The sequence below is a fragment of the Photorhabdus africana genome, from assembly GCF_035181445.1.
In the GTDB taxonomy this organism is placed as follows: domain Bacteria; phylum Pseudomonadota; class Gammaproteobacteria; order Enterobacterales; family Enterobacteriaceae; genus Photorhabdus; species Photorhabdus laumondii.
Window position 1 is genome coordinate 106,300 of record NZ_JAXBVE010000008.1, and the last position, 25,945, is coordinate 132,244.

26 protein-coding genes are annotated in these 25,945 nt (G+C 40.9%); 16 read left to right on the forward strand and 10 right to left on the reverse strand.

Annotated features, from left to right (window positions below):
- Positions 1-392 precede the first annotated feature (392 nt).
- Positions 393-872, reverse strand: a complete 480-nt coding sequence (locus SLS51_RS06870) for an Hcp family type VI secretion system effector (RefSeq protein ID WP_011146791.1) — start codon at positions 870-872, stop codon at positions 393-395.
- Between the two features lie 400 nt (positions 873-1,272).
- On the opposite strand from SLS51_RS06870, the gene SLS51_RS06875 reads away from it, so the two are divergent.
- The 5 genes from SLS51_RS06875 (at position 1,273) to ttcA (ending at position 4,988) form a co-directional block, all read left to right on the forward strand.
- Positions 1,273-2,274 carry a hypothetical protein gene (locus tag SLS51_RS06875; protein WP_323836734.1) on the forward strand — a complete coding sequence of 334 codons (1,002 nt, stop codon included), beginning with the start codon at positions 1,273-1,275 and terminating at the stop codon, positions 2,272-2,274.
- A 1-nt stretch (position 2,275) separates the two neighbouring features.
- Complete coding sequence (locus SLS51_RS06880; protein ID WP_323836736.1) at positions 2,276-2,683, forward strand: hypothetical protein; 408 nt, start codon at positions 2,276-2,278, stop codon at positions 2,681-2,683.
- A 292-nt stretch (positions 2,684-2,975) separates the two neighbouring features.
- A complete protein-coding gene (locus tag SLS51_RS06885) occupies positions 2,976-3,380 on the forward strand; it encodes a hypothetical protein (RefSeq protein WP_323836738.1) in 405 nt (134 codons plus the stop codon).
- A gap of 29 nt (positions 3,381-3,409) precedes the next feature.
- Positions 3,410-3,817, forward strand: coding sequence for a hypothetical protein (locus SLS51_RS06890; protein WP_323836740.1), 408 nt, complete (start codon positions 3,410-3,412; stop codon positions 3,815-3,817).
- Positions 3,818-4,067: 250 nt separating this feature from the next.
- Positions 4,068-4,988, forward strand: coding sequence for a tRNA 2-thiocytidine(32) synthetase TtcA (gene ttcA, locus SLS51_RS06895; RefSeq protein WP_439126852.1), 921 nt, complete (start codon positions 4,068-4,070; stop codon positions 4,986-4,988).
- A 510-nt stretch (positions 4,989-5,498) separates the two neighbouring features.
- Here the strand turns inward: ttcA and zntB are convergent.
- On the reverse strand, positions 5,499-6,482 hold the full coding sequence (gene zntB / locus SLS51_RS06900; protein ID WP_323836744.1) for a zinc transporter ZntB: 984 nt from the start codon (positions 6,480-6,482) through the stop codon (positions 5,499-5,501).
- Positions 6,483-6,498: 16 nt separating this feature from the next.
- Complete coding sequence (locus SLS51_RS06905; RefSeq protein WP_323836746.1) at positions 6,499-8,121, reverse strand: peptide ABC transporter substrate-binding protein; 1,623 nt, start codon at positions 8,119-8,121, stop codon at positions 6,499-6,501.
- A gap of 298 nt (positions 8,122-8,419) precedes the next feature.
- On the opposite strand from SLS51_RS06905, the gene tpx reads away from it, so the two are divergent.
- The gene (gene tpx / locus SLS51_RS06910) at positions 8,420-8,923 is read left to right on the forward strand and encodes a thiol peroxidase (RefSeq protein ID WP_323836748.1); all 504 of its coding nucleotides are present in this window, start codon (positions 8,420-8,422) and stop codon (positions 8,921-8,923) included.
- A gap of 165 nt (positions 8,924-9,088) precedes the next feature.
- Here the strand turns inward: tpx and tyrR are convergent, their stop codons facing one another.
- From tyrR to pspA, 6 genes are all read right to left on the reverse strand, one after another.
- Entirely contained in the window at positions 9,089-10,672 is a 1,584-nt protein-coding gene (gene tyrR / locus SLS51_RS06915; protein ID WP_323836750.1) for a transcriptional regulator TyrR, read from the reverse strand.
- 381 nt (positions 10,673-11,053) lie between these two features.
- Positions 11,054-12,118, reverse strand: coding sequence for a YcjF family protein (locus SLS51_RS06920; RefSeq protein WP_323836752.1), 1,065 nt, complete (start codon positions 12,116-12,118; stop codon positions 11,054-11,056).
- A complete protein-coding gene (locus SLS51_RS06925; protein WP_323836754.1) occupies positions 12,115-13,512 on the reverse strand; it encodes a YcjX family GTP-binding protein in 1,398 nt (465 codons plus the stop codon). Before SLS51_RS06925 ends, SLS51_RS06920 begins: the two co-directional genes overlap by 4 nt.
- Positions 13,513-13,578: 66 nt before the next feature.
- On the reverse strand, positions 13,579-13,932 hold the full coding sequence (gene pspC, locus SLS51_RS06930) for an envelope stress response membrane protein PspC (RefSeq protein ID WP_323836756.1): 354 nt from the start codon (positions 13,930-13,932) through the stop codon (positions 13,579-13,581).
- Positions 13,932-14,150 (reverse strand): envelope stress response membrane protein PspB, encoded by a 219-nt coding sequence (pspB, locus tag SLS51_RS06935; protein WP_011146806.1) that lies wholly within the window; start codon positions 14,148-14,150, stop codon positions 13,932-13,934. The genes pspC and pspB overlap by 1 nt, the downstream gene beginning before the upstream one ends.
- A gap of 50 nt (positions 14,151-14,200) precedes the next feature.
- Positions 14,201-14,875, reverse strand: coding sequence for a phage shock protein PspA (gene pspA / locus SLS51_RS06940; RefSeq protein ID WP_323836759.1), 675 nt, complete (start codon positions 14,873-14,875; stop codon positions 14,201-14,203).
- A 181-nt stretch (positions 14,876-15,056) separates the two neighbouring features.
- Here pspA and pspF point away from each other — a divergent pair, with 181 nt between their 5' ends.
- The 10 genes from pspF to gstA all read left to right on the forward strand — a co-directional run bounded on the left by pspF (position 15,057) and on the right by gstA (position 24,898).
- Entirely contained in the window at positions 15,057-16,061 is a 1,005-nt protein-coding gene (pspF, locus tag SLS51_RS06945; protein ID WP_323836761.1) for a phage shock protein operon transcriptional activator, read from the forward strand.
- Positions 16,058-16,210: a hypothetical protein gene (locus SLS51_RS06950; protein ID WP_323836762.1), complete on the forward strand. Its 153-nt coding sequence runs from the start codon at positions 16,058-16,060 to the stop codon at positions 16,208-16,210. Before pspF ends, SLS51_RS06950 begins: the two co-directional genes overlap by 4 nt.
- Positions 16,211-16,318: 108 nt before the next feature.
- Positions 16,319-17,983: an ABC transporter substrate-binding protein SapA gene (gene sapA, locus SLS51_RS06955; protein WP_323836764.1), complete on the forward strand. Its 1,665-nt coding sequence runs from the start codon at positions 16,319-16,321 to the stop codon at positions 17,981-17,983.
- Entirely contained in the window at positions 17,980-18,945 is a 966-nt protein-coding gene (gene sapB, locus SLS51_RS06960) for a putrescine export ABC transporter permease SapB (RefSeq protein ID WP_323836766.1), read from the forward strand. The genes sapA and sapB overlap by 4 nt, the downstream gene beginning before the upstream one ends.
- A complete protein-coding gene (sapC, locus tag SLS51_RS06965) occupies positions 18,932-19,822 on the forward strand; it encodes a putrescine export ABC transporter permease SapC (RefSeq protein WP_112875792.1) in 891 nt (296 codons plus the stop codon). Before sapB ends, sapC begins: the two co-directional genes overlap by 14 nt.
- Positions 19,822-20,814: a putrescine export ABC transporter ATP-binding protein SapD gene (gene sapD / locus SLS51_RS06970; protein WP_323836769.1), complete on the forward strand. Its 993-nt coding sequence runs from the start codon at positions 19,822-19,824 to the stop codon at positions 20,812-20,814. The genes sapC and sapD overlap by 1 nt, the downstream gene beginning before the upstream one ends.
- On the forward strand, positions 20,815-21,624 hold the full coding sequence (gene sapF / locus SLS51_RS06975) for a putrescine export ABC transporter ATP-binding protein SapF (protein WP_323836771.1): 810 nt from the start codon (positions 20,815-20,817) through the stop codon (positions 21,622-21,624).
- A 174-nt stretch (positions 21,625-21,798) separates the two neighbouring features.
- The gene (gene fabI / locus SLS51_RS06980) at positions 21,799-22,587 is read left to right on the forward strand and encodes an enoyl-ACP reductase FabI (protein ID WP_323836773.1); all 789 of its coding nucleotides are present in this window, start codon (positions 21,799-21,801) and stop codon (positions 22,585-22,587) included.
- 444 nt (positions 22,588-23,031) lie between these two features.
- The gene (locus tag SLS51_RS06985) at positions 23,032-23,790 is read left to right on the forward strand and encodes a hypothetical protein (protein ID WP_323836775.1); all 759 of its coding nucleotides are present in this window, start codon (positions 23,032-23,034) and stop codon (positions 23,788-23,790) included.
- 502 nt (positions 23,791-24,292) lie between these two features.
- The gene (gene gstA / locus SLS51_RS06990) at positions 24,293-24,898 is read left to right on the forward strand and encodes a glutathione transferase GstA (RefSeq protein WP_323836777.1); all 606 of its coding nucleotides are present in this window, start codon (positions 24,293-24,295) and stop codon (positions 24,896-24,898) included.
- 52 nt (positions 24,899-24,950) lie between these two features.
- Here the strand turns inward: gstA and pdxY are convergent, their stop codons facing one another.
- Positions 24,951-25,814: a pyridoxal kinase PdxY gene (gene pdxY, locus SLS51_RS06995; protein WP_323836779.1), complete on the reverse strand. Its 864-nt coding sequence runs from the start codon at positions 25,812-25,814 to the stop codon at positions 24,951-24,953.
- Positions 25,815-25,945: the final 131 nt, after the last annotated feature.

The following is a 25,945-nucleotide window of genomic DNA, read 5'->3' on the forward strand; positions in this document are numbered from 1 at the left end:
TTTATCCCTGCTCAAGAAGTACCGCACAGGCAGGAAAATCGTTGGAGGGATTTTACAGAGAATATGGAAAAGTACTAACGATAGGTTCCAGCTTTGAGATTTAGATCAGAATCATTCGTAGGATACCCTTTAGGATTTCTAAGAAAACATAGGCAGTAGAATTAAAAACATGTACATTTATAAACTAAAAATAATCTTATCATTTGATTAAGCAATGGTGGTGACGAAACGATAAGGAGGTTATGTCGTCTAACGTTGAGTCAACATATGCTACTCTTGGCGCTATAACTGAAGGATTAGCTGCTGAAATTTGCATGGCGAGTGACTATAGTACTTACTTTTAAAAACACGCTTAGCTATTAAATGAAAACTAAGCGTATAAACTGTATTTATCAATAAACCATCTCATCCCAAATGCAATATCCTGATGTTCCCGCCATATGATGCCGACAAGTAATATTAACATACTGAACTGAAATAACTTCCTCCGGCTGGCCGTTATTATCATTAATAACATGCGGACAATTAACATTTAAATCACAAATTTTTGCCCCGGTGAGCAAGATGGAATAAAAAAGTTCTTGTGAACCTATTTGAGAAGTCCGATAAATATCAAATGTCAACTCCAGTCTTTCATGATTAGCTGCCGCTATCATTAACAATGGGGAAGATTTATCTAATAGTTTAATGAAGTTTACCGGCTGATAATTAACATTCTGAGCAACTGTCAGACCATGATTGAATTGCAACACCATAATTTGATTTTCATGTCCATGCTGATACCGATTACCAATGGAATCCAAAGTCGAACATCCTTGAGAAATAAGCCCCTGAGATTCACCTTTTATCGTCACATAAATCATATTTGCCATAACTATACCTACTTAATTTACCTTATGTTCAAGTTCTCATTCTGAGTTATTTTCCTTTGATTTCAATAAAATAATTGTAATTTCCATAAAATAATTGTAACAAATTGTTAATTATCTTATATAAATGTAAATATTGAAGGCTCGTAGTCAGACCAAATATATAAACAAATTCCATTCACTATTGCTATCCTTTAGAAAAGAAAAAACTGCAAATTAATCAATATCAACCGACAACATCAGATTGAATTTATACATCACCGACTCCCTATAAATTCTCACTCTGTAAAGATTAGAAACCCATTTATTATATGTTGAAAATAATCCGATTATCTGATTAAGTTATGTCATCTAACGTCAGGCCAACATGTTAAAAGCTACCACAGGAACAAATAGAGTATTTATGAAAAGAAACATTCAACCCGGTTTCTGTGTCGTACAGCAACCTGGAGGATTAAGTTTTCAAGCCAGTCTGTTATTCAGCCATTCAAATAGCGAAGCGGCTCGCTATTTTATGGCATTAAATTCAAATTACCGATTCCTGAAACCGGGGCAAATTCTGCTGGTAGCAGATCCAGATTCCTATAATCCCCCGCATATCATACAGCTATTAAAACAATCTCAGTATGAAGTCAACCGATCCGTTTCAGCTCTGCCTAATGAATCCGCAGCATTTTTGCATCATCATTTTGGTCTGTTTCACTATGTACTGGATCAGGGAGGAACCTTAGTTGGCACCGCATCGTCACTGGGTGACACTTATTTCTCCCAAATCAAAAAAAATCTGTCAAAGTTACAGAAGCTTTATCAAAGAGAATATCGGTTAAATGGGCTAAACCGAAAATTTGCCAGCCCCGAGTTTTATGTAGAAAGACAACTGATTATGGGTAACCTAAAGGGATTATTAAATAAAGTTGGCCGACTCTCTTTGAAAATCGACCAACATCCTAATTTAAAACACGCGCTAAAGTTATCAACCAAAGCCATTGCTCACCAATGGGATAAAGCAGGGATTGGCGCAATAAAGGGATATAGTCAAACAATTTTACAAAGTGAAAAAATGATTAAATGGATGAAATATGGTGGCAGAATTGCCATTGGTCTGGACTTTGTTGATACCACCGGGCAAGTTATTGATGCCTGTAATTATGGGCAAGCAGGAAAATGTGAAAAAGTGGCAATTAAGGAATATAGTAAATTTGTTGGTAGAACGGGTGGTGGGATGGCCATAGGATATGGTGGCACTATGGCAGCAGGAACAGCATGTATTGCTCTTGGAGCTGCAACAGGAGGTTTAGTTGCCGGACTTTGCATGATTGGTGGTGGTTTAGCAGGAGGCTATGTTGGAAGTAAAGGTGGAGAATGGTTTAGTGGAGTTATTGTTGAACACACAATAGGGAATTGATATGAATAAAATAACCTTTATTATCATGCTCATCCTTTATATTTTATTTCTTGTTTTTTTAGTTGTGTCAATCATTATTTACAAAATAAATCAGAGTAAGATGGATGAAATTATTGAATCATATATAGGAAAAGGACTTTATTTATCAGCAGGCGTAAAGCTAGGTCGTTTTTTAGGTGTTTACGGTCAATTTCAAGTTGCTATGTTCTTTTACCAATTACTAATTGGAAAAAGAATGAGAATCAATGAAAAGGATAGTAAATATATGTATAAAGAGTCCTACGACTTTATCCAGAAATTACCGGAAAATATGACAAGCTGGTTAAGACCCTATATTTTAACCACTTCCATCAGCATATTATCCTTCTCTATTGGAATGATATTTGTTTTATATTTCAAATACACCTGAAAGACTAAAAATTTATATTTAACATTAATAATAGCAGAGTAAAACACATCATTTTTTATTTCGCATATTTCATTATATATTTTTATGATTATATTTATAGTCATTTTCAAAATAAATAAAAAAACAGATAAAATCATTGAATTATACACAGAGTCTGTACTATATATGTTAGGACGCGCAAAAATGAGCTATTTTTTAATTAAGATTTTTTTAGGAAAACACTTAGCTAGCTATGCTATGGATTAGAGAAGACTATGGGATTTTTCGCAGATCAATTTATAGAGCATTTATTATGAAAATATTAGACCTAATAACCATCATTTCCGTTATTTTTCTCTTCTTTTTTTTCATTATATCAATAACTATTTACAAAACAAACCAAAGTAAAATGGATAAAATTATTGAATCATATATAGGAAAAGGACTTTATTTATCAGCAGGCGTAAAGTTGGGCCGTTTTTTGGGTGTTTATGGTCAGTATCAGGTTGCGATATTTTTCTATATGCTACTCACTGGAAGAAGAATGAGAATCAATGAAAAGGATAGCAAATATATGTATCAAGAATCTTATAACTTTATTCAAAACCTACCTTCCAGTTTAACTCATTGGATAAAGATATATTTCATCACCATTAATATAAGTGGTGTATTCTTCTTCATAACAATGATAACATTTCTATTTAGAGAATACGCTTAACTATACTGGACATTCAATGAGGTTTTAATATGAATAGAGTCACCTTTATCATTTTACTTATTTCTTGCTTTTCTTTTATTGGTTTTTTCATTATATCAGCAGCTATTTACAAAACAAATCAAAAAAAGATGGATAAAATTATTGATTTATATATGGAAAAAGGATTTTGTTTATCATCAGGAGCATACATTGGGCATTTTATGGGTATTCACGGTCAGTTTTATACTGCCGCATTTTTCTATAAGTTATTAACAGGAAAAAGAATAAGAATAAATGAGCCTAGTAGTAAATATATGCCACAAGAGTCTTACGATTTTATTCAAAATTTACCCCCCAATTTAACTCACTGGATAAAAATATGTTACATTACCATCAATATAAGTGTTGCATCCTTTATTATATCAATGGCAATATGCCTGTTTGAAAAATACGCTTAATTATACTGAATACTCAATGGACTTTTTATATGAACAGAGCACCGCAATTTGATTTTCATCTCCATTCTGATACCAGTTATCAACAGAATCTAAGGTATGGGCGATCCTCGTCTTCCATACAGAAAAAGCTATCAATTGATTAGCATTAACAGGTAAAAATAAGCGGAATCTATCACAAACTCTTTTAAGGTGTCAGGTCATAAAAATGGTATACTCCTTCCCCTAAATCCCATTTAAACATTATCTACGAGTGTCCGTGGTGGATCAGAAACAACAATATAACCAGAACAAATTACAGAAGCGTTTACGTCGTGATGTCGGTCAAGCAATCGCTGATTTCAATATGATTGAGGAAGGCGATCGCATTATGGTCTGCCTTTCTGGTGGTAAAGACAGCTATACCCTGCTATCTATCCTGCAAAATCTGCAAAAAAGTGCTCCGGTTAATTTCTCACTTGTTGCCGTTAATCTGGATCAGAAACAACCCGGTTTTCCTGAGCATATCCTTCCCGCTTATCTGGATGAACTGGGTGTCGAATATAAAATTGTCGAAGAAAACACTTATGGCATAGTGAAAGAAAAAATACCCGAAGGTAAGACAACCTGTTCACTCTGTTCCCGTCTACGTCGTGGCATCTTATATCGCACAGCCACTGAGTTGGGTGCAACGAAAATTGCATTAGGCCATCACCGTGATGATATTTTGCAAACCCTATTTCTCAACATGTTTTATGGCGGCAAACTAAAAGGTATGCCGCCAAAGTTGATGAGTGATGATGGTAAACATATTGTCATTCGCCCTCTCGCTTATTGCCGCGAGAAAGATATTGAGCGCTATGCAACCGCCAAAGCATTCCCGATCATTCCTTGTAATCTCTGTGGTTCTCAACCCAATCTGCAACGCCAGGTTATCAAAGATATGTTACGGGAATGGGATAAGCGTTATCCGGGCAGAATTGAAACCATGTTTCGTGCAGTGCAAAATGTTGTTCCGTCACATCTCAGCGATTTTAATCTATTCGATTTTAAGAATATCACTCACGGCAGCGAAGTGATTGATGGTGGTGATCTCGCCTTTGACCGCGAGGAATTATCCATACAACCCGTTGTTGATATAGAAGATCAACCCGATTATCAATCAGAACGGTTGGATATCATTGAAGTCAAATAGTTATTCTTACCGCCTATCCCAATAGGACTATTGGGGTAGACTCTTAATCGCACCGCTCTGGATATATTTCAGAGCGTTGATTTTTGCTTCTCTTTCACTTTCACCTTGATTTTTTTATTTTCCTAAAACAGCAAATGAAAAATAAAAAAAGCCGACATTATAAATTAATATCGGCATAAGAATGGGCAATTATTCTGTATAAAGACTTATGTGAGAAAAACTACAATTACGGAGAACAACATTCATCGCTTAACGTTGTTTTCACCTGCGAGAGTTATTATGCCTCAATGACGGCGGGTGAATATTGATATATCTCAAATTAAGAATCAATTTTCGTAACACTTTCCCGCAGCTATGTTTACCTCTCCAAATAACTATACCCGTTATCCTTCAAGTTGCCTCTTTGTTGGCTGCGCTCGCTCACCCCGGTCACATAGTTTGCTATGCTCCCGGGGATTCTCTCCCTTGCCGTCGCGATGCATCTTGAAATCCATAGGATATATTTAATTTTCACAACCATTTACTTTTCTTTAACCACCACGCAACAAATAAAACCAACCCGAATAACAATAAGCAAAAGATAGCAAAACCTAAATAATATTCATTGCCAGGAATACCACCAAGGTTGACACCAAATAATCCGGTCAGGAATGTTGTCGGTAAAAAAATCATAGCAAGTAATGACATAGTATAAGTACGGCGGTTCATCGCATCCGCCATCATCGATGTAATTTCATCTGAAATAATTGCCGTGCGAGCAATACAACCATCCAAATCATCCAATTCTCTTCCTAAGCGATCAGATATTTCCTGCATTCGGTAACGATCTTCATCACTCATCCAAAGTAATCTTTCACTCGCAAGCCGGGCAAATACATCTCTCTGAGGTGCCATATAACGACGCAGAATAATCAATTGTTTACGCAGCAAAGCTAACCCACCCCGCCCCGGTATCCGTTGATCAAGAACCCTATTCTCAAGCTCAATAAGGTTGTCATGAAGATCTTCAATAAAATTCCCCACTTCATCGGTTATTGCATCAACCATTTCAACCAACCAGTGCCCGGTCGTTTTCGCACCTATACCATTTTGTAAATCACTCAGTACCTGTTCAAGTGAATAAACTTTACGATGACGACTGGAAATCACGATCTGAGAATTAATATAAATACGAAACACCACCAATTGATCAGGGCGTTCACTCTCACTGTTATTAATTGTTCGAAGCGTAATCATCATCCCATCGCCGGTACGCATTATTTTCGGCCTAAGACTCTCTCCAGCCAACCCCGCTTTAACCGTTTCTGGTAATAAATCAGTGTCCATTAACCAGCGGTAGCTCTTGGGATTACGGTAATCCAAATGTTGCCAAAAAGGTTGAGCTGGTGTGGCTAATCCATCCATGTCAATCGGCGTCATACCGCCTTGACCATCAAACTGACAAGCATAGACTGCATCAGCCTCTCTCAATGATGAGCCATAAATGGTTTCCACATCCAGCTCCTTACCCTTAGTGCTTAATTATGTACATAGTATGACTATATGCCACGTCTTCTGGATTGGTGATCGGGTATCCTTTTAACCAAGGTTTTATCAACCTGCCGTTAGTGTACTGATAAATCGGTGCAATAGGCGCCTGTTCAGCAATCATTTGCTCCGCTTTGTTATAGTCATCGTTTCTTAAGCCATCATCTGTTCGCAAACTAGCCGATTGTAGTAGTTTGTCGTAATTTGTCTGATGGAATTTAGCAATATTGCCACTATGCGTTGAAGTTAGCAGGCTTAGAAATGTAGAGGGCTCGTTATAATCACCTACCCAAGATGCACGAATAACATCAAAATCGCCCGTGTTACGGCTATCAATATACGTTTTCCATTCCTGATTCATTAGATTCACGTGTACACCCAACTTTTTCTTCCACATGGAAGCGATAGCAATCGCAATTTTTTGGTGATTTTCGGAATTATTATAGAGTAGAGAAAGTTTCAGTGGATTGTTCGGACCGTAACCCGCCGCTTGTAATAAAACTTTAGCCTGTTGGTCCAATTCTGCTTGCGTATGTTGTTCCATATCACTGATCATCGGGTGGAAACCCGCCGTCACATCCGGTGTAAAATGCCAGGCGGGTTTCTCTCCTGTCCCCAAGACTTTTTCCGCAATAATTTTACGGTCAATTGTCATAGAAAGCGCTTTACGCACTCTGGCATCATTCGTTGGTGCCCGTTGGGTGTTAAAAGCGTAATAATAGGTTCCTAACTGATCCGGCGTATAGACTTGCCCGGGTAATTCATGCTGCAATTTTTTATACATATTTTTCGGGAAGGATTCGGTGATATCTAAATCATCCGCCAGATAGCGTTTAGTCGCGTGCGATTCTTGATTAATGGGTACGAATGTGACTTTTGTCAGGACGGTTTTTTTATGATCCCAGTAATAAGGGTTTGGTGTCAGAACGATTTTCTCATTAACAATTCTATTATGTAATTCGAAAGCACCATTCCCCACCAAATGACCAACTTTTATCCACTCTTTCCCATATTTTTCTACTATTTTCTTATTGACCGGATAGAGACTGAAATTCGCAGTCAGATTGGGAAAATAAGGCACAGGCCGGTTTAGCGTCACCTTTAATGTGTGCTTATCAATGGCCTCAACACCCAGTCTTGCTGGTAGCAGTTTACCGTCAATAATTTCCTGAGCATTTTCAATACCCGCTAGTGCAGCAAACCAAGCAAATGATGACGTATTAGCCGGAGTGACTAGCCGCTGCCAACTATATACAAAATCTGTCGCAGTAACGGGCTCGCCGTTTGACCAACGGGCATCAGAACGCAAGGTAAAAAACCAAGTTTTGTTGTCTGCTGTTTTCCACGCTATTGCTACACCGGGAATCGCATTGCCATACGCATCCTGATTCACCAGCCCTTCAAACAGATCACGCTGAACTTGCGCCTCTGTCAAACCCACGGCATTAATCGGATCTAAGGATGCCGGTTCGTCTTTTAGGTGACGAACCAGTTCCTGTTTGTCATTAAGCTGAGTGCCAGTAGGAACTTCCGCAGCAAAAGCAGAAACGGTAATAAAAGAACTATTGATAAGTAGTGCACAAGAAATCAAATTGAAATAGCGCATAAGGTAATAATCTGCCCTGTTATAAAATATACCCGTTATCTTTCAAGTTGCCTCTTTGTTGGCTGCACTCGCTCACCCCGGTCACATAGTTTGCTATGCTCCCGGGGATTCACTCCTTTGCCGTCGCGATGCATCTTGAAATCCATAGGATATAGATATCCCATTACTAAATTATAAGCCATTGTTAGAATGACACAATCAGACAATTTTACTCTCACAAGCACTATTTTTGATGGGCAAGAGCCGAATATTCTTCTACACTGGGCAATCGTGGTTCATTTATCAGAGGAAGAAAGCTATGACACAAACAGTAAAATTTCAAGGCAATGATATCTCCGTAAGCGGCCAGTTCCCAAAATCAGGGGAAAAAGCGCAAGATTTTACTCTGACAGCCAAAGATCTCTCCGATGTCTCTCTTAGCCACTATGCCGGAAAAAGTAAGGTGCTGAATATTTTCCCAAGTATCGATACCGGTGTTTGTGCAGCATCAGTACGTAAATTTAATCAGGTAGCGAATGATTTGGAAAATACCGTCGTACTGTGCATTTCTGCCGACCTGCCTTTTGCTCAGTCCCGTTTCTGTGGCGCGGAAGGGTTATCAAATGTCGTCACGCTGTCTACCCTGCGTGGCGGTACTTTCAGTGAAGATTATGGCGTTGCTATCAACGGTAGTCCTCTGAGTGGTCTCACAGCCCGTGCTGTCATTGTGCTTGATGAAAGTGATAACGTGATTTATAGCCAACTGGTTGATGAAATCACTAATGAGCCAGATTACGATAGCGCACTGGCCGCACTGAAATAAATCCCATGATTTATACCCTATGGATTTCAAGATGCATCGCGACGGCAAAGGAGTGAATCCCCGGGAGCATAGCAAACTATGTGACCGGGGTGAGCGAGTGCCGCCAACAAAGAGGCAACTTGAAAGATGACGGGATATAATGCCCACTTCACGGTGGGCATTATTTTATTCTTCATCATCCGGTTCATATTCAATAACATGCTTCCTGCTACTCAGACCATATTCTCTCAATTTATTGGCAATCGCAGTATGCGATACCCCAAGACGTTTAGCCAGTTTACGCGTGCTGGGATAGTGCCGATAAAGACGCGTTAACACCGAACGTTCAAAACGTTTACTGATTTCATCCAGAGAACCATTGAACACATCTTCACTAAAAGAAACCTCTATTTCAAACTCTGGCAGTTGTATATCTCGCGGCGTCAGTTCCATATTTTCGAGCTGGGTCAGCGCCCGATAGATGGCATTTTGTAACTGCCTTACGTTACCGGGCCAACTGTAACTCGTCAGAAAGTGAGGAAGTTCAGGGGACAATTTCGGTTTCAGTACTCCCTGTTCTTCAGAAAAACGCTCAATAAAATACTCCACCAGCGGTATAATATCTGCTTTACGATCACGCAACGGCGGGAGTGTAATCGCCAACACATTAAGGCGATAATAGAGATCTTCGCGAAATTCCCCTCGTTGCACTAATTCAACCAGATTTTTTTGTGTGGCACAGATAACTCTGACGTTCACTTTGACTTCATTTTCTTCCCCTACTCGGCGGAAAGTACCGTCATTAAGAAAACGCAGCAGCTTAATTTGCATCTGTGGCGACATTTCACCAATTTCATCCAGTAAAACTGTGCCACCATTAGCCTGCTCAAAGAAACCTTTCTTTCCTTCAATCGCATTAGGATACGCGCCGGCAGCGTAGCCAAACAGTTCACTTTCTACTACATCATCCGGCATCGAGGCGCAGTTCAATCCCAAAAAGGGCTGTTTTCCGCGTAAACTGTGCAAATGACAGGCTTTTGCCAGAATATCTTTGCCAGTGCCTGTCTCGCCAATCAGCAACAGTGGCGCATCCAGCATCGCCATTTTACGGGCCTGCTCAATAATCTGAGTCATTTTTGGGCTAACAGCGATAATCGCCTTAAACTCACTACCATCATTGATAGTCAGTTTTTTCAGTTGATTCCCTATTCGAGCAGCAGATTTGAGCATAATCACTGTGCCAACACATTGCATTTTCTGCTTTTCATCCATCAGCTGAATAGGCGTAATATCCATCAGGTAGTCCAGACCTTTGAGCGTTATCCTTTCCACCCGTTGCTGAATATTTTTATTTTCAAACCAGCGCGAAAAGTTATAACCGCTGATAAACTGCCCGATAGGTTTTTGATAAGTTTGTTCCTCACTGACACCAAACAACTTAAACACCGCGGAGTTAGCGAGCTCAATATTCCCTTTCAGATCAACTGAAAAAACAGGCTCAGGCAAGGATTCCAACAGTGCACACATCGCTTTGTGTTCTCTTTCTGAAGGCATAAAAGAGACGGTACGAACATCAATAACGCCATTAATACGGCGAATTTCTGCCATCAATTTACGAAATACATTGAAATCAACTGGTGAAAAATTAAGGTAAATCCGGCCGATTTGAGATATTTCTATCCCCTTTAAATCAATATTCTCTAATACCAGTAGATCGAGCAGTTCACGGGTCAGCCCAATTCGATCATGGCAAACAACTTCTAAGCGCATCTGTTTTGACCTTATTTATACCCGTTATCTTTCAAGTTGCTTCTTTGTTGGCTGCACTCGCTCACCCCGGTCGCATAGTTTGCTATGCTCCCGGGGATTCACTCCCTTGCCGTCGCGATGCATCTTGAAATCCATAGGGTATGCATTAATGCATATAATTTTTTAAAATACTACTCTTTACAATTATTCATATGAAGCATTCTGTCAGTAAAAATTGACCAGACTCCGGTTTTTTAATGTCGCAAATAACACAGCATTCGAAACTTTCACTAAAATAAACAAATTGTAAGATTGATTATAAAACAAATTAATAAAATAACGTAAAAGATCGTCGTTATCTGGATATTTTGTGCGTTCATATATAATTAAAGTATATATCATTTAATTAACTATATTCTTAGACTTATTTGGCAGGATATTCTTAAGTTGAGTGATTAGCTGACGACGGAAATCTCCTAATTTAGGTTTATCACCTTCTATCCAAGGTAATGGCCTACATAATTCCATCGCTTTAATACCCAACCGGGCAGTCAGTAAACCTACACCGATCCCTTGAGCGGCTCTGACAGAAAGACGCGCAGCGATATCCTGCGATAACCAATCCATACCCACTTCCCGCACCACTTCTGAAGCACCAGAAAAAACAATATTCAGCAGAACAAGGCGGAAGAGCCGAATACGACTGAAATATCCCAGTTCAATACCATATAGAGCTGCAATACGATTAATTAGCCGGATATTACGCCAGGCAATAAATGCCATATCGACAATAGCCAACGGGCTAACTGCTATCATTAATGCCGATTCCGCAGCACAGCGGCTGATTTCAGCCCTGACTTGAGAGTCCAAAACAGGTTGAACCCATTTACTGTACAACACCACCACTTCACGATCGTTATGTGTATCATGTAAAGCAGCCCGCCAGCGCTGTAACGCCGGGTTATGCTGTTCGATACCTGCCTGACTTGCCAACTTCTCACAAAATTCCCGCCCTTTACCCACGCCATGATGCTGCAATAACGCTCTCGCAGTATCGCGTTCCTCAGACCGCATTCTTAGCCGATAAAGACGATGCCACTCACTGACAAGAGAACCTATTCCCGCAAAGACCATCATGCCCCCGGCTGCCGCTACACCTAATGCGCTCCAATCCTGTTGCTGCCATGATTGATAAATCCACTGCACAAACTGAGCAACCGCACTCACCCCCAATAACATCAGAGAACCATATACCATTTTACGCCAACAACTACGCTTAGGTTTCAGTGCCGCATTAACTATCCCTTCGACCTGACCTTCGCGTTCTTCCGCCTCAAGTTCTGGGGAAGCAGGACAAAAATTCGCTGTGTCTTTTTCATTAAAGATCTGAGCAGGCTTTAAAACCGGCTCTTGTGGTCCCGATAAGGATTCTGCAAAGTCAATTCTTGGCTTCAAGGGCTCCGTCATTTCACTTTATCTCCCACTAAAAATTCCAGCACGGTATCCAACCGGATATGAGGCAATGGTGTATCAACATTTACCGGACAGGGGCTAAACTCCTCGAAAGAGAAACCCTGTTTTTGCCAGAAGTTATCCTCAGGTAAACGCCGTGGCACCTCTCCGGGAAAAAATGTCAGCGGTTTACCATCTGTAAGCCGATATCCTTTCAATGCCGGAATACTTTCACCATGGTGTTCAATCATGCCACTTTCTGTCGCCCGTACCGATGCCAAGCCAACACAATCCATGCTGATACCTTCAAAAACCGCATTTTGTCTGGCTTCCTGAACCAATTGCTGGAGTAAAGAAACCAAATTAGCATGCTGATCTGCGGTAACGTGATCGGCCTTACTGGCAGCGAACATTAATTTATCAATGCAAGGGGAAAACAGGCGGCGGAAGAGCGTTCGTTTACCATAATGAAAACTCTGCATTAATTGTGTCAGCGCCAAACGCATATCATTAAATGCTTGTGGTCCACGGTTCAATGGCTGTAAACAATCTATCAACACAATCTGCCGATCAAAACGTAAAAAATGTGTTTTATAAAACCCTTTCACCACCGACTGGCAGTAATATTCAAAGCGCTGACGCAGCATACCGATATTCGTGTGTCTATCTGCCTGAGCAAATTGTGACTCAGTGATATGGTTGATATCCGGCCACGGGAAAAATTGTAAAGCCGGAGCGCCCATCATATCACCGGGCAGAACAAATCTCCCCGGCTGGATAAAATGTAAACCTTGCTCTTTGCATTTAACCAAATATTCCGTATAGGCCTGAGCAATAGCAGCCAACAGATTCTCATCTGCGGGTGCCAGTGGATCGCACTGTTTACAAAGTCCCAGCCAAGGTTTTGCCCATTCAGCTCTTTGTCCCTGCAATAAGCTATTCATCTGATGTGACCATGTTAAATAGCTTTGCGCCAACATCGGTAGATCCAACAGCCATTCGCCGGGATAATCCACAATTTCCAGATATAACGTGGCAGTTTCTTTAAAATGGCGCAGCAGAGAATCGCCAGAACGGTAACGAAGTGCCAGACGGATTTCACTGACACCTCGCGTCGGGGTTGGCCAGGCTGGCGGTGTGCTGTAAAGGGCGGTCAACCCTTCATCATAAGTAAAACGAGGAACGCCCAAATCACGTTGAGGAACCCGTTTTACACCCAACAAGCGACCGTCACGCACAGCAGAAAATAGCGGCAACCGGGCACCGCTATGGAGGTTAAGTAACTGATTAACCAAAGATGTGATAAACGCTGTTTTACCACTACGACTTAATCCTGTTACAGCTAACCGTAAATGGCGATCCATCCCGCGATTAACCAGCGCAGTTAATTCATTTTGTAGCCGTTTCATGTCTCTCCTGTGAGAAGTATTACAACAATTTTTTTGTATCAGCCGAGCCATAGGTAATTTTTGCTATCAAAGCTGCCTGAAACGGCTGCGAACGCTGAACGTTTCTGAAGTGACATAACGTTCCATTTGGCGCAGACGAATCTCTCCTGATTTCAATTGATAATCGATTTCATGCAGCAAGTTTTGTGCTGAAAAATGCGCCTCTTGAGTATAACCCGGCGGTGCCGGGTCAAGGACGAAAACCAGTACAATATAAGCAACAACCACAAAACCAAACAGGCCAAAAAAGAGTGACAATACCGCGATGACACGAATCAAGCGCACTGGTACATCAAAATAATCGGCCAACCCAGCACAAACACCTTTAATTTTGCCCTTCTCTGGTATTCGATACAGTTTCCGACGGTTACTATTCGACATTATGATTGCCTCCAATCAGGGTGTTCCGCATCCAGAATATCTTCCAATGTTTTGATTCGTGCCTGCATATGTTGTACACGCTCTGCCAGACGCTGAATTTCATTCTGATCCAACTGACTTTGGTTTGAATTCCGGCTGTTATAATGCAACCACAACCAGATGGGTAACACAAAAAGTACAAAAATAGTCAGTGGAATGCCAAGAAATATAGAGCCCATCACTTTTCCTTAATGGTTAGTTGAGTGCACCAACATTTAATGTTGTTCTTTTAATATTGTTCTTTATTAGCATTTATTTTAGCCTTCATTGCCGCCAACTGCGCACTGATTTCATCGTCTGCCTTTAATTCAGCAAACTGTTGATCCAGCGATTTTTGTTTTCCCATGCCCACGGCTTCTGTTTCCGCTTCCATGTGATCGATACGGCGTTCAAATTGTTCAAAGCGAGCCATTGCCTGATCAATTTTACCGCTGTCTAGCTGATGACGAACCTGTCGAGAAGAGTTGGCCGCCTGATGACGCAAAGCCAACGCTTGTTGTCTTACTCGGGTTTCGTTAAGTTTGTTTTCAAGCTCAACAATCTCCCCTTTCATTCGCTCAAGTGTCTCTTCCAATATGGTCAATTCATGTTTCAATGTATCCACTAAAGCAGCCACTTTCTGTTTTTCAAGCAGAGCTGCCCGCGCCAAATCCTCTCTCTCTTTATTCAACGCCAGTTCCGCTTTTTCCTGCCAGTCGTGCATTTGTTGTTCACCTGCGGTAATGCGGCGAGATAACTGCTTTTTCTCTGCCAAAGCACGGGCGGAAGTTGAGCGAATTTCAACTAAAGTGTCTTCCATTTCCTGAATCATTAGACGAATCATTTTCTGCGGATCTTCCGCTTTATCCAGTAATGAAGAGATATTGGCATTCACGATATCAGCAAAACGAGAGAAAATACCCATAGCAAATTATCCTCTTTGGTTAAGGTTGGTTAATACTATTCATGTCACTTCTATCCCATCAAGAATCGTGCCAACTTTTTATTTACTCTATTTTTATGAAATATAAAGAAATTTTTTTATTTAACTTTTTATCACAACGTAATAAAGTGGCTAAAATAACCAATTATCGGTGAAAATAACCATGAATGACACCACGGAAAACCTATTGGGTGAAGCAAACCGCTTTATTGAAATTCTGGAGCAGGTATCCGCGCTGGCAAAATTAAACAAACCCGTTATCGTTATTGGGGAACGCGGAACCGGCAAAGAGCTGATTGCCCGCCGTTTGCATTATTTATCCCCGCGCTGGCAAGGCCCATTTATTTCCCTAAACTGCGCGGCTCTGAATGAAAATTTATTGGATTCAGAGTTATTTGGTCATGAAGCTGGCGCATTTACCGGTGCACAAAAGAGGCACCAAGGAAGATTTGAACGTGCTGATGGAGGAACGCTATTTCTTGATGAATTGGCAACCGCACCAATGCAAGTTCAGGAAAAGCTATTGCGTGTCATTGAATATGGGCATCTTGAACGCGTTGGCGGCAGCCAATCATTACAAGTTGACGCTCGACTGATATGCGCAACCAATGAGAATCTGCCCGCAATGGCAGCTAAGGGGCAATTCCGCGCTGATTTGCTCGATAGGCTGGCTTTCGATGTAGTTAATATCCCACCATTGCGGCAACGGCAGCAGGATATCATGTTGCTAGCGCAACATTTTGCTATTCAAATGTGCCGGGAACTTGATTTGCCATTATTTCCCGGTTTCACTGACCAGGCAAAACAACAGTTACAAGATTACACTTGGCCCGGTAATATCCGTGAACTGAAAAATGTTGTGGAACGATCGGTTTATCGTCACGGCGAAAATTCTGCTCAACTTGATAATATTATTATTAACCCATTCGCCTCCACACCGCATTTTATAGCCAATGTTGATGATAGTCATGATTTATCTCCACAACTTCTGCCTTCACTGCCTGTTAATTTGAAACAGTGGCAACATGACAGCGAACGACAATTAATAGCGTTATCATTAAAAGAGAGCAGGTTTAACCAAAGAAAAGCGGCAGAGAAACTCCGGCTGACCTATTATCAATTACGAGGCTTAATGAAAAAATATGATATCAACGTCGGCGATAAATGATCTGGATTACAGATAAAAAAAAGCCAGCACCCGAGCTGGCTAAAAAACACTGGAAGCAATGTGAGCAATGTCGTGCTTTTCCTGAGGTAACAAAAGCTGTTTCCCGGAAGAGCGATACAGATGATAATGGTTATCAATACGTTTTGTAAAGCACTTTGTTGAGAATTTTTCTCATTATCATCTCCACAGTGTTTTTTTGGGCTCAAGCGCGAATTGAGATACAATGGGTCAATTCTAATTAATAACAGATGCCTTATATGCGCAGTTTGATTTATTGGATCATATTATCCCTTTCAGCACCGGCTATTGCAGAAACAATAGCTACGCCTGAAAAAAATCACCACGTTCCGACTGACATTCTGCAACAAGGGTTTATTTATTGCGTTAATGGCAACCTGAATACCTTTAATCCCCAACTGGCTAGCAGCGGCTTAACTGTCGATACACTGGCAGCACAACTCTATGAGCGCTTACTAGATGTTGACCCTTATACTTATCGTTTACTCCCTGAATTAGCCGCCCATTGGGAAATACTGGATAACGGCGCTACCTACCGTTTTTATTTGCGCCATAATGTCTCATTTCAATCAACAGACTGGTTTACTCCAACCCGTAACATGAATGCTGATGACGTCATTTTCAGCTTTAAACGTCTGTTTGATAAACAACACTATTACCACAACGTCAATGGCGGGCATTACCCCTATTTTGACAGCCTCCAACTGGCCGATTCTATTCAAAGTATCCGTAAACTTAATGAATATACGGTGGAGTTTCGCTTGCACGAACCAGATGCTTCTTTTCTTTGGCATTTGGCAACCCACTATGCCCCAATACTTTCACAAGAATATGGGCAACAATTGCATCAAATGAATCGCCATGAACAAATTGACTGGAAACCTGTCGGCACAGGCCCGTTTATGTTGGAAGATCATCGGACCAGACAATTTATCCGTCTGGTTCGTCATGATAAATACTGGAAAGGCAAACCACAAATGCGCCAGATAGTTATTGACGTCGGCGCTGGCGGTACTGGCAGGATGTCTAAACTTTTAACCGGTGAATGTGATGTATTAGCGTATCCCGCTGCCAGTCAACTTACCGTTTTACGAGATGATCCTCGCCTGCGTCTGACTTTACGCCCAGGAATGAATATCGCTTATCTGGCTTTCAATACCAGCAAGCCACCACTTGATAAGCTACAGGTTCGGCAAGCCATTGCTTACGCTATTAATAACCAACGGCTGATGCAATCCATCTATTATGGTACGGCGGAAACAGCCTCATCAATTTTACCACGAGCGTCATGGGCTTATGATAATCAAACTGAAATTACGGAATATAACCCAGAAAAATCCCGTAAAATGCTTAATGATCTCGGATTAAATGGCTTGCAATTGAGCTTATGGGTACCTTCCGCCTCTCAATCATATAATCCAAGTCCACTCAAAATGGCAGAACTGATTCAGGCCGATTTAGCACAAGTTGGTATTACCATGAGCATCAAACCTGTTGAGGGCCGCTTTCAGGAAACCAAATTGATGGATAAATCTCACGATATGACATTATCAGGCTGGTCAACTGACAGTAATGACCCAGACAGTTTTTTCCGGCCACTATTAAGTTGTGCTGCTATCGCTTCACAGACAAATTTCAGCCATTGGTGTGAGCCAACGTTTGATAAAATTTTGCGAGAAGCTTTGATTAACCAGCAATTATTATCCAGAATTACGTATTATCATGCTGCTCAACAAGTCCTTGAGCAGCAATTACCTATATTACCATTAGCCTATTCTCTGCATTTACAGGCTTACCGTTATGATATTAAAGGGCTAGTACTCAGCCCATTTGGTAATACCTCTTTCGCTGGCGTTTATCGGGAAAAAGAGACTAACCAAATGACTCAAAAGGGTAGCAAATGACTATTTACACTCTCCGTCGTCTGCTATTGCTGATTATTACCCTGTTTTTCCTGTCACTGATAAGCTTTAGCCTGAGTTATTTTACCCCCAATGCGCCACTCAGCGGGGCATCCCTATTTGACGCTTATACATTCTATTTCAATAGCTTATTACTATGGGATTTTGGCGTATCCAGCATTAATGGTGAACTTATCAGCGAACAATTACGGGAAGTGTTCCCCGCCACAATGGAACTCTGTATTCTGGCTTTCTCTAGCGCCTTACTCGTCGGCATTCCACTCGGGATTATTGCCGGAGTATGGCGTAACAAACCAGCGGATACTGTTATCATCTCCATTGCTTTAGTCGGATTTTCCATCCCGATTTTTTGGCTAGCATTACTACTCACGCTATTTTTCTCTCTTTATCTCGGCTGGCTACCCGTCTCCGGGCGCTTTAATCTGCTATATCAGATTGAACCTGTAACAGGTTTCTCATTAATTGATGCCTGGTTATCAAAATCACCCTATCGTAATGAGATGATCATTAGTGCCATGCAACACTTGCTGCTACCCGTTATTACACTCGCCGTTGCACCGACAACCGAAGTTATCCGGTTGATGAGGAACAGCACAGAAGAAGTTTTTGGTGAAAACTATATCAAAGCCGCCGCAACCCGTGGTTTATCAAGGCTGACAATTATCCGTCGTCATGTATTACACAATGCGTTACCTCCTATCATTCCGAAACTAGGATTACAATTTTCCACCATGCTGACACTGGCAATGATAACAGAACTCGTATTTAACTGGCCGGGACTTGGCCATTGGTTAGTCAGTGCCATTCGTCAGCAAGATTATTCCGCCATTTCTGCCGGTGTTATGGTGATTGGCACACTGGTGATTTCTGTCAATGTTCTGTCTGATATTATTGGCGCAATGGCTAACCCTCTGAAGCATAAGGAATGGTATGCCCTTAGATAATTTTTATCGTGAAAAGAAAATGCCGTCACCGATAAAGGTCATCTGGCGCTTTTTCTATTCTGACATGTTGGCAATGATGGGGTTTTATGGGGTGCTGATTCTGATCGCCTTAAGTCTGTTTGGTAGCTATCTGGCCCCCTATAAGCTCGATCAACAATTTCTTGGTCATCAGTTGCTGCCACCTTCATGGTCATATCACGGTAATATCGCATTTTTTCTAGGTACCGACGATCTTGGACGCGACATTCTCAGCCGATTACTAATAGGTACCGCCTCTACATTCGGTTCAGCGCTGTTAGTCACTTTAGCAGCCGCTTTATGTGGTCTGATTATCGGCTGTCTGGCAGGCATGACACGAGGACTGAAATCCGCAGTGCTCAATCATATTCTCGATACATTGCTCTCTATTCCATCACTATTGCTGGCAATTATTGTTGTCGCCTTTGTGGGCGCCAGTTTGCAGCATGCAATAATCGCTATTTGGTTGGCGCTATTGCCACGTATCGTTCGCACAGTTTACAGCGCCGTTCACGATGAGCTAGACAAAGAATATGTTATTGCCGCCCGCCTGGATGGCGCCTCTAATTACCATATTCTATGGTACGCCGTATTACCCAACATTACCGCCGCCTTGGTCAACGAGCTAACACGCGCCCTTTCTATCGCCATACTTGATATCGCTTCACTAGGTTTTCTTGATCTTGGCGCCCAACTTCCTTCACCCGAATGGGGAGCCATGTTGGGCGATTCACTGGAGCTAATCTATGTTGCGCCTTGGACCGTTATGTTGCCCGGCGCGGCAATTATGTTCTGTGTCTTGTTAGTCAATTTATTAGGTGATGGATTACACCGAGCAATTAATTCCGGGGTGGAATAATGCCATTACTCGATATTCGCAATCTCACTATTGAATTTATGACTGCCAAAGGGCCAGTTAAAGCGGTTGATCGCGTCAGTATGTCACTGATAGAAGGCGAAATACGCGGTCTGGTTGGTGAATCTGGCTCAGGTAAAAGCTTGATTGCCAAAGCAATAAGCGGAGTCACTAAAGATAATCTCAAAGTGACGGCTGACCGTTTTCGCTTCGATGATATCGACCTGCTCCGTCTGACTCCCCGTCAGCGCCGAAAAGTGATCGGCCACAATATCTCAATGATTTTTCAGGAGCCACAATCCTGTCTTGATCCTTCCGAAAATATTGGGCGGCAACTCATTCAAGCTATCCCCGGCTGGACTTACAAAGGCCGTTGGTGGCAACGTTTCAAATGGCGAAAACGCCGGGCTATTGAATTACTCCACCGTGTGGGAATTAAAGATCATAAAGACATTATGAGTAGCTTCCCTTGCGAGTTAACGGAGGGAGAGTGCCAGAAGGTCATGATTGCTATCGCATTGGCGAACCAACCGCGGCTGCTGATTGCAGATGAACCAACCAATGCGATGGAACCGACCACACAAGCCCAGATTTTCCGTCTGTTAGCACGATTGAATCAGAACAACAACACCACTATTTTACTGATAAGTCATGACTTGCAAGTCATGAGCAAATTGGTGGATCGCATTAACGTTCTGTATTGTGGTCAAACGGTCGAAAGCGCCGTTTCCGATGAATTGCTGGTAACACCACACCACCCTTACACACAAGCGTTAAGCCGCGCTATCCCTGATTTTGGTAGCTCTTTGCCCCATAAAAGCAGGTTAAACACCTTATCAGGCGCGATTCCATCCCTTGAGCACTTACCCATCGGCTGCCGTTTAGGCCCGCGTTGCCCTTACGCGCAAAAAACGTGCATTGAAACACCACGATTGCGGGTGATTAAAAACCACGCTTTTGCCTGCCACTTTCCACTGAATCTGGAGGAACAGTAATTGGTTAATACTCTGCTGGAAGTTAGGAATTTGGCTAAAATTTTTCGCTATCGAACGGGTTTTTTTCATCGGCAACATCTCGATGCAGTAAAACCCGTTAGCTTTACCTTAAAAGCTAAACAGACACTGGCGATTATTGGTGAAAACGGTTCTGGAAAATCAACACTGGCAAAAATGCTTTCAGGCGTCATCGAGCCAACTGCCGGTGAAATCATGATCGAAGGCCATAAACTCACTTACGGTGATTACAGTTATCGCAGCCAACGCATTCGCATGATATTTCAGGACCCAAGTACGTCGCTAAATCCTCGGCAGCGTATTGGACAAATTCTTGATATTCCCCTTCTGCTTAATACCGAACTCAATACAGCGAAGCGGGAAAAACGGATCAACCAGACATTGCGACAAGTTGGCCTGTTACCAGACCATGCCAATTATTATCCACATATGTTAGCCTCAGGCCAGAAACAGCGGGTAGCACTGGCGCGTGCATTGATATTACAACCTCAGATTATTATTGCTGATGAGGCATTAGCATCACTGGATATGTCTATGCGATCTCAAATCATTAATCTGATGTTGGAATTACAGGAAAAACAGGGTATTTCTTACCTCTATGTCACCCAGCATCTTGGCATGATGAAACATATCAGCGATCAGGTGCTGGTCATGCATCAAGGAGAAGTTGTTGAGCGGGGAAATACAGCAGAAGTGCTGGCTTCGCCTCTCCATGATATGACCCGCCGTCTGATCGCTAGCCATTTTGGTGAAGCACTCACTGCTGATGCCTGGCGGCAGGATATTCCTTAGCATATAAAAAACGATAATCACTGCTCGGAGCAGAACGCAAAATACAGCATATTTCGCTCTAGCGTGATAGAATTACTGGGTTTATTAACAATAAAACGTCATATTGATATTGTCTCTGTGAACAATTTTAATCCATGAATATCATTACCGGCGTTATCACACAAGGATACTGTTATGGGTTTTATGACCGGCAAGCGCATTCTGATCACTGGCGTCGCCAGTAAACTCTCCATCGCTTATGGTGTTGCAAAAGCAATGCATGACCAGGGAGCTGAGCTGGCTTTCACTTATCAAAATGACAAGTTGAAACCTCGTGTTGAAGAATTTGCTGCTTCCCTGAACTCTACTATCGTTCTGCCATGCGATGTAATCGAAGACGAAAGCATCGAAGCCCTGTTCACTGAATTGGGTAAGGTCTGGCCAAAATTCGATGGTTTTGTTCACTCCATTGGCTTTGCACCTGCTGATCAACTGGATGGTAACTATGTCAGTTCCGTTACCCGCGAAGGTTTCAGAATCGCGCACGACATCAGCTCTTACAGCTTTGTTGCTATGGCAAAAACTTGCCGTGAAATGCTGAACCCAAATTCTGCTTTGTTGACACTGACCTATTTGGGAGCAGAGCGCTCAATCCCTAACTATAATGTAATGGGTCTGGCAAAGGCATCTCTGGAAGCTAACGTTCGTTATATGGCTAACGCCATGGGCGCTGAAGGTATTCGTGTTAACGGTATCTCCGCCGGACCTATCCGTACTTTGGCTGCGTCTGGCATCAAAGATTTCCGTAAGATGCTGGCTCACTGTGAATCCGTTAACCCAATTCGCCGCACTGTAACAACTGAAGATGTTGGTAACGCTGCGGCATTCTTGTGCTCGGATCTGTCCGGCGGTATTACCGGTGAAATCCTGCATGTTGACGGTGGTTTCAGCATTGTCGCAATGAATGAACTAGAATTGAAATAATCTGATTAATAATCAGTAACTTTTAATTCATAAGGCAAAGGCCCGAAAAACGAGTTTTTCGGGCCTTTTATTACCAACAAAATAATAGATTAATCACTTTATTAAATCATCACTAATAGGTAAAAATTAATTTTAAATCAAAATATAAAAAACGATTAGAGAGAACTATTAAAACCTTTATGGTTAAATGGTTAAATGGTTAAATGGTTAAATGGTTAAATGACATTACCTTATAATTATTTTACCGAAATAAAAAATATCATCTTGTTTCCTTGCACTAATCAATAATATGTCCTTTAATATAATCAACAACTTAATTTCATAAAATCGATTATCAGTACAATATTTTTAGTTCAATATTTTATTTTTATTATCATTTTAATCTTTTAGTTTAAATATTATATGAATCCAAGTGATATTTATTATTTTAGCAAGGTGCATAAAATGAAAAATGATTTTTTAATTATATCCAATATGTTTAAATCAATGACTAATATAAAATTGCCAGAATGCCTGAAAAATCATGATCTGTCCCAAGAAATTGCAGCTTCTTGGAATGAATTTTGTGGATCATTATATCGCTGGCCATCAGCATTAGAAGATTATGAATATGCATATAATTCCGATGAACAAGATATTGATAGAATTATTAAAAATATACACAAAGCAACAACTTATTTAGGTTCACTGAGCAGTGGATATTTAGGTCATGGCTATATTGCCAGAGTCAATCATGCATTGAAAGAAATTAAATCAGACTTTAGTAAGCTAGACGATTTTATCTCAAAATTACCACAACCATTTGAAATATCTCAAATTTATTTTGAAAGCAAGAAAAACTTCGCAGAAAAAACACATATAAAAATACAACAATTATTAAAGAATATGCCAGATGGAGAAGATAAAAAACAAATATATAAGCTCTCTTTATTGATGGAAGAAATCACTTTAAACATATCAGATGTTTCATTTAGCCTTAGAAATATAAACAATTCAATCAATAAACTTAATGGACAAATCAACGCAATTAATAATATTTACAATGAGTTAATCGAAAACTTTAATGAAGAGAATAAAAAAGATATTTTTACAAGAAACTATAGACAATGCATGGTCTATTTTAATGATTTTACAAATAAATTCAATTTATTTTCCTATGATTACAAATCATTTAACAAAAATAATATATTAATTATCTTATAATCAATATAAGATGAATTTTTGCAACTATCAATAATCGCCATTATTTATTCCATATAATATAACCAGTTGTAAAATATGCTATATACCCGTCATCTTTCAAGTTGCTTCTTTGTTGGCTGCACTCACTCACCCCGGTCACATAGTTATCTATGCTCCCGGGGATTCGTTCCCTTGCCGTCGCGATGCATCTTGAAATCCATAGGGTATATAACACAAAATACGGGGAAGTTTTGGATAAGTAATTCCATCCAAAACTCTCCTTAAATTTCTAGATTAATGCAACCAATCTATTTGAAAATAATGATAAAAAAACCAAGAAATCACTTCTACAACAGAGTATAGAAAAGGATTATTCACGATACAATCACACCACCTTATATCTATTTAATCATTCATTTATTTCCATCTGTCGTGGTAGTATATATCAAGGCTATAGCAATGCCTTACTGAGTTCCTTTGTTCTATTATATCGAATATATCGAAAATTTTTAAGGAGCCATACATGAAACTTTATTACCAACCTGGAGCTTGTTCTCTCTCACCTCACATCATACTCCGTGAAGCAGGGCTTGATTTCAGCGTGATTAAAGTTGATCTGAAAACTAAAAAAACGGAGAACGGCGACGATTTCTTCGCAATCAATCCAAAAGGCCAGATACCCACTCTTCTGTTAGATAACAATGAGATCCTCACCGAAGGCTCTGTTATTGTCCAATATATTGCCGACCAGAAACCGGACAAAAAATTAATTGCACCAGCCGGAACGATGGAACGATATCATCAACTTGAATGGCTTAGCCATATTTCCAGTGAAATTCATAAAGGATTTTCACCTCTGTTTTTTCCAGGAACACCAGAAAATTATCGGCCTGTTGCTATTAATAATCTACTGAGAAGATTCAAGTATATAGATGAAGTATTAGCAAAACAGCCATACATTGCCGGGGAGCATTTTACTGTTGCTGATGCTTACTTATTCACTCTCAGTAATTGGGCACCTTTAGTGCAATTGGATCTATCTGATCGAGTTCATCTTAAAGCTTATCAAGAGAGGATTGCAGAACGTCCAAATGTTCGTGATGCACTGAAAGCCGAAGGGTTAATTTGATTTACAGATAAAAGAACCGTTCCACACAATATCAGTGGAACGGTTAAATATCTTAATCCAATTGTGTCGCACAAAATTTATGATTAGGCGCCACCATTCTGTCCTGAGCAGCCACAATTTGTAATTCGTATTCGCCCATCTCTTTGGTTGTTACCATCACTTCATAAACCGCAGCAGCGACATGTTCGAGGGCAGTTTGTAAAGACTCGCCTTTTAATAGATTAACCAATAACAAGCCGCTGGTTAAATCACCAACACCCACCGGCTGGCGTTCGCCAAAGTCCACCAAAGGCCGACTCACATGCCAGCTATGCTCTTTAGTCACTAATAGCATTTCAAAACGATCAGTCCGATAACCGGCACGATTAAGGTGTTTAACCAGTACAATATCCGGCCCTCTCTCACACAGAGTTCGAGCAGCCACAACAGCCTGTTCTACATTAGTCACTTTCTGCATACTCAGAGTTTCAAGCTCCAGCAAATTTGGCGCAATAATATCACTTACAGGAAGCGCTTCTTCACACAAAAATTCAGCCACCCCAGGCACAACAATACACCCTTTTTCTGGGTGCCCCATAACGGGATCGCAGAAATACCAAGCATCAGGATTCACCGCTTTTACTCGTTTTACTATATCGATAATATGACCCCCTTGCTCCGCTGAACCGATATATCCACTCAGTACCGCATGACAAGATTTGAGCTGTTCAATTTCTTCAATGCCCTGAACGATTTCAGTAAGATGGTTAGCCGGCATAACACACCCTTTCCATTGAGCATATTGGGTGTGATTTGAAAACTGTACTGTATTCAACGGCCATACGTTTACCCCCATCCGACGCATAGGGAATTCCGCAGCGCTGTTACCAGCGTGACCAAAAACAACATGAGATTGAATTGAAAGAATATTTTTCACAATGACGGCCTATATTTTTATTCTGGTTTCTGTTTATAAGATTAAAGTCATAGTAAGGATAGTAAGAGTAGTAAGAAAATGGGCAACATTATTGTTGCCCCATCATACCCGTTATCTTTCAAGTTGCCTCT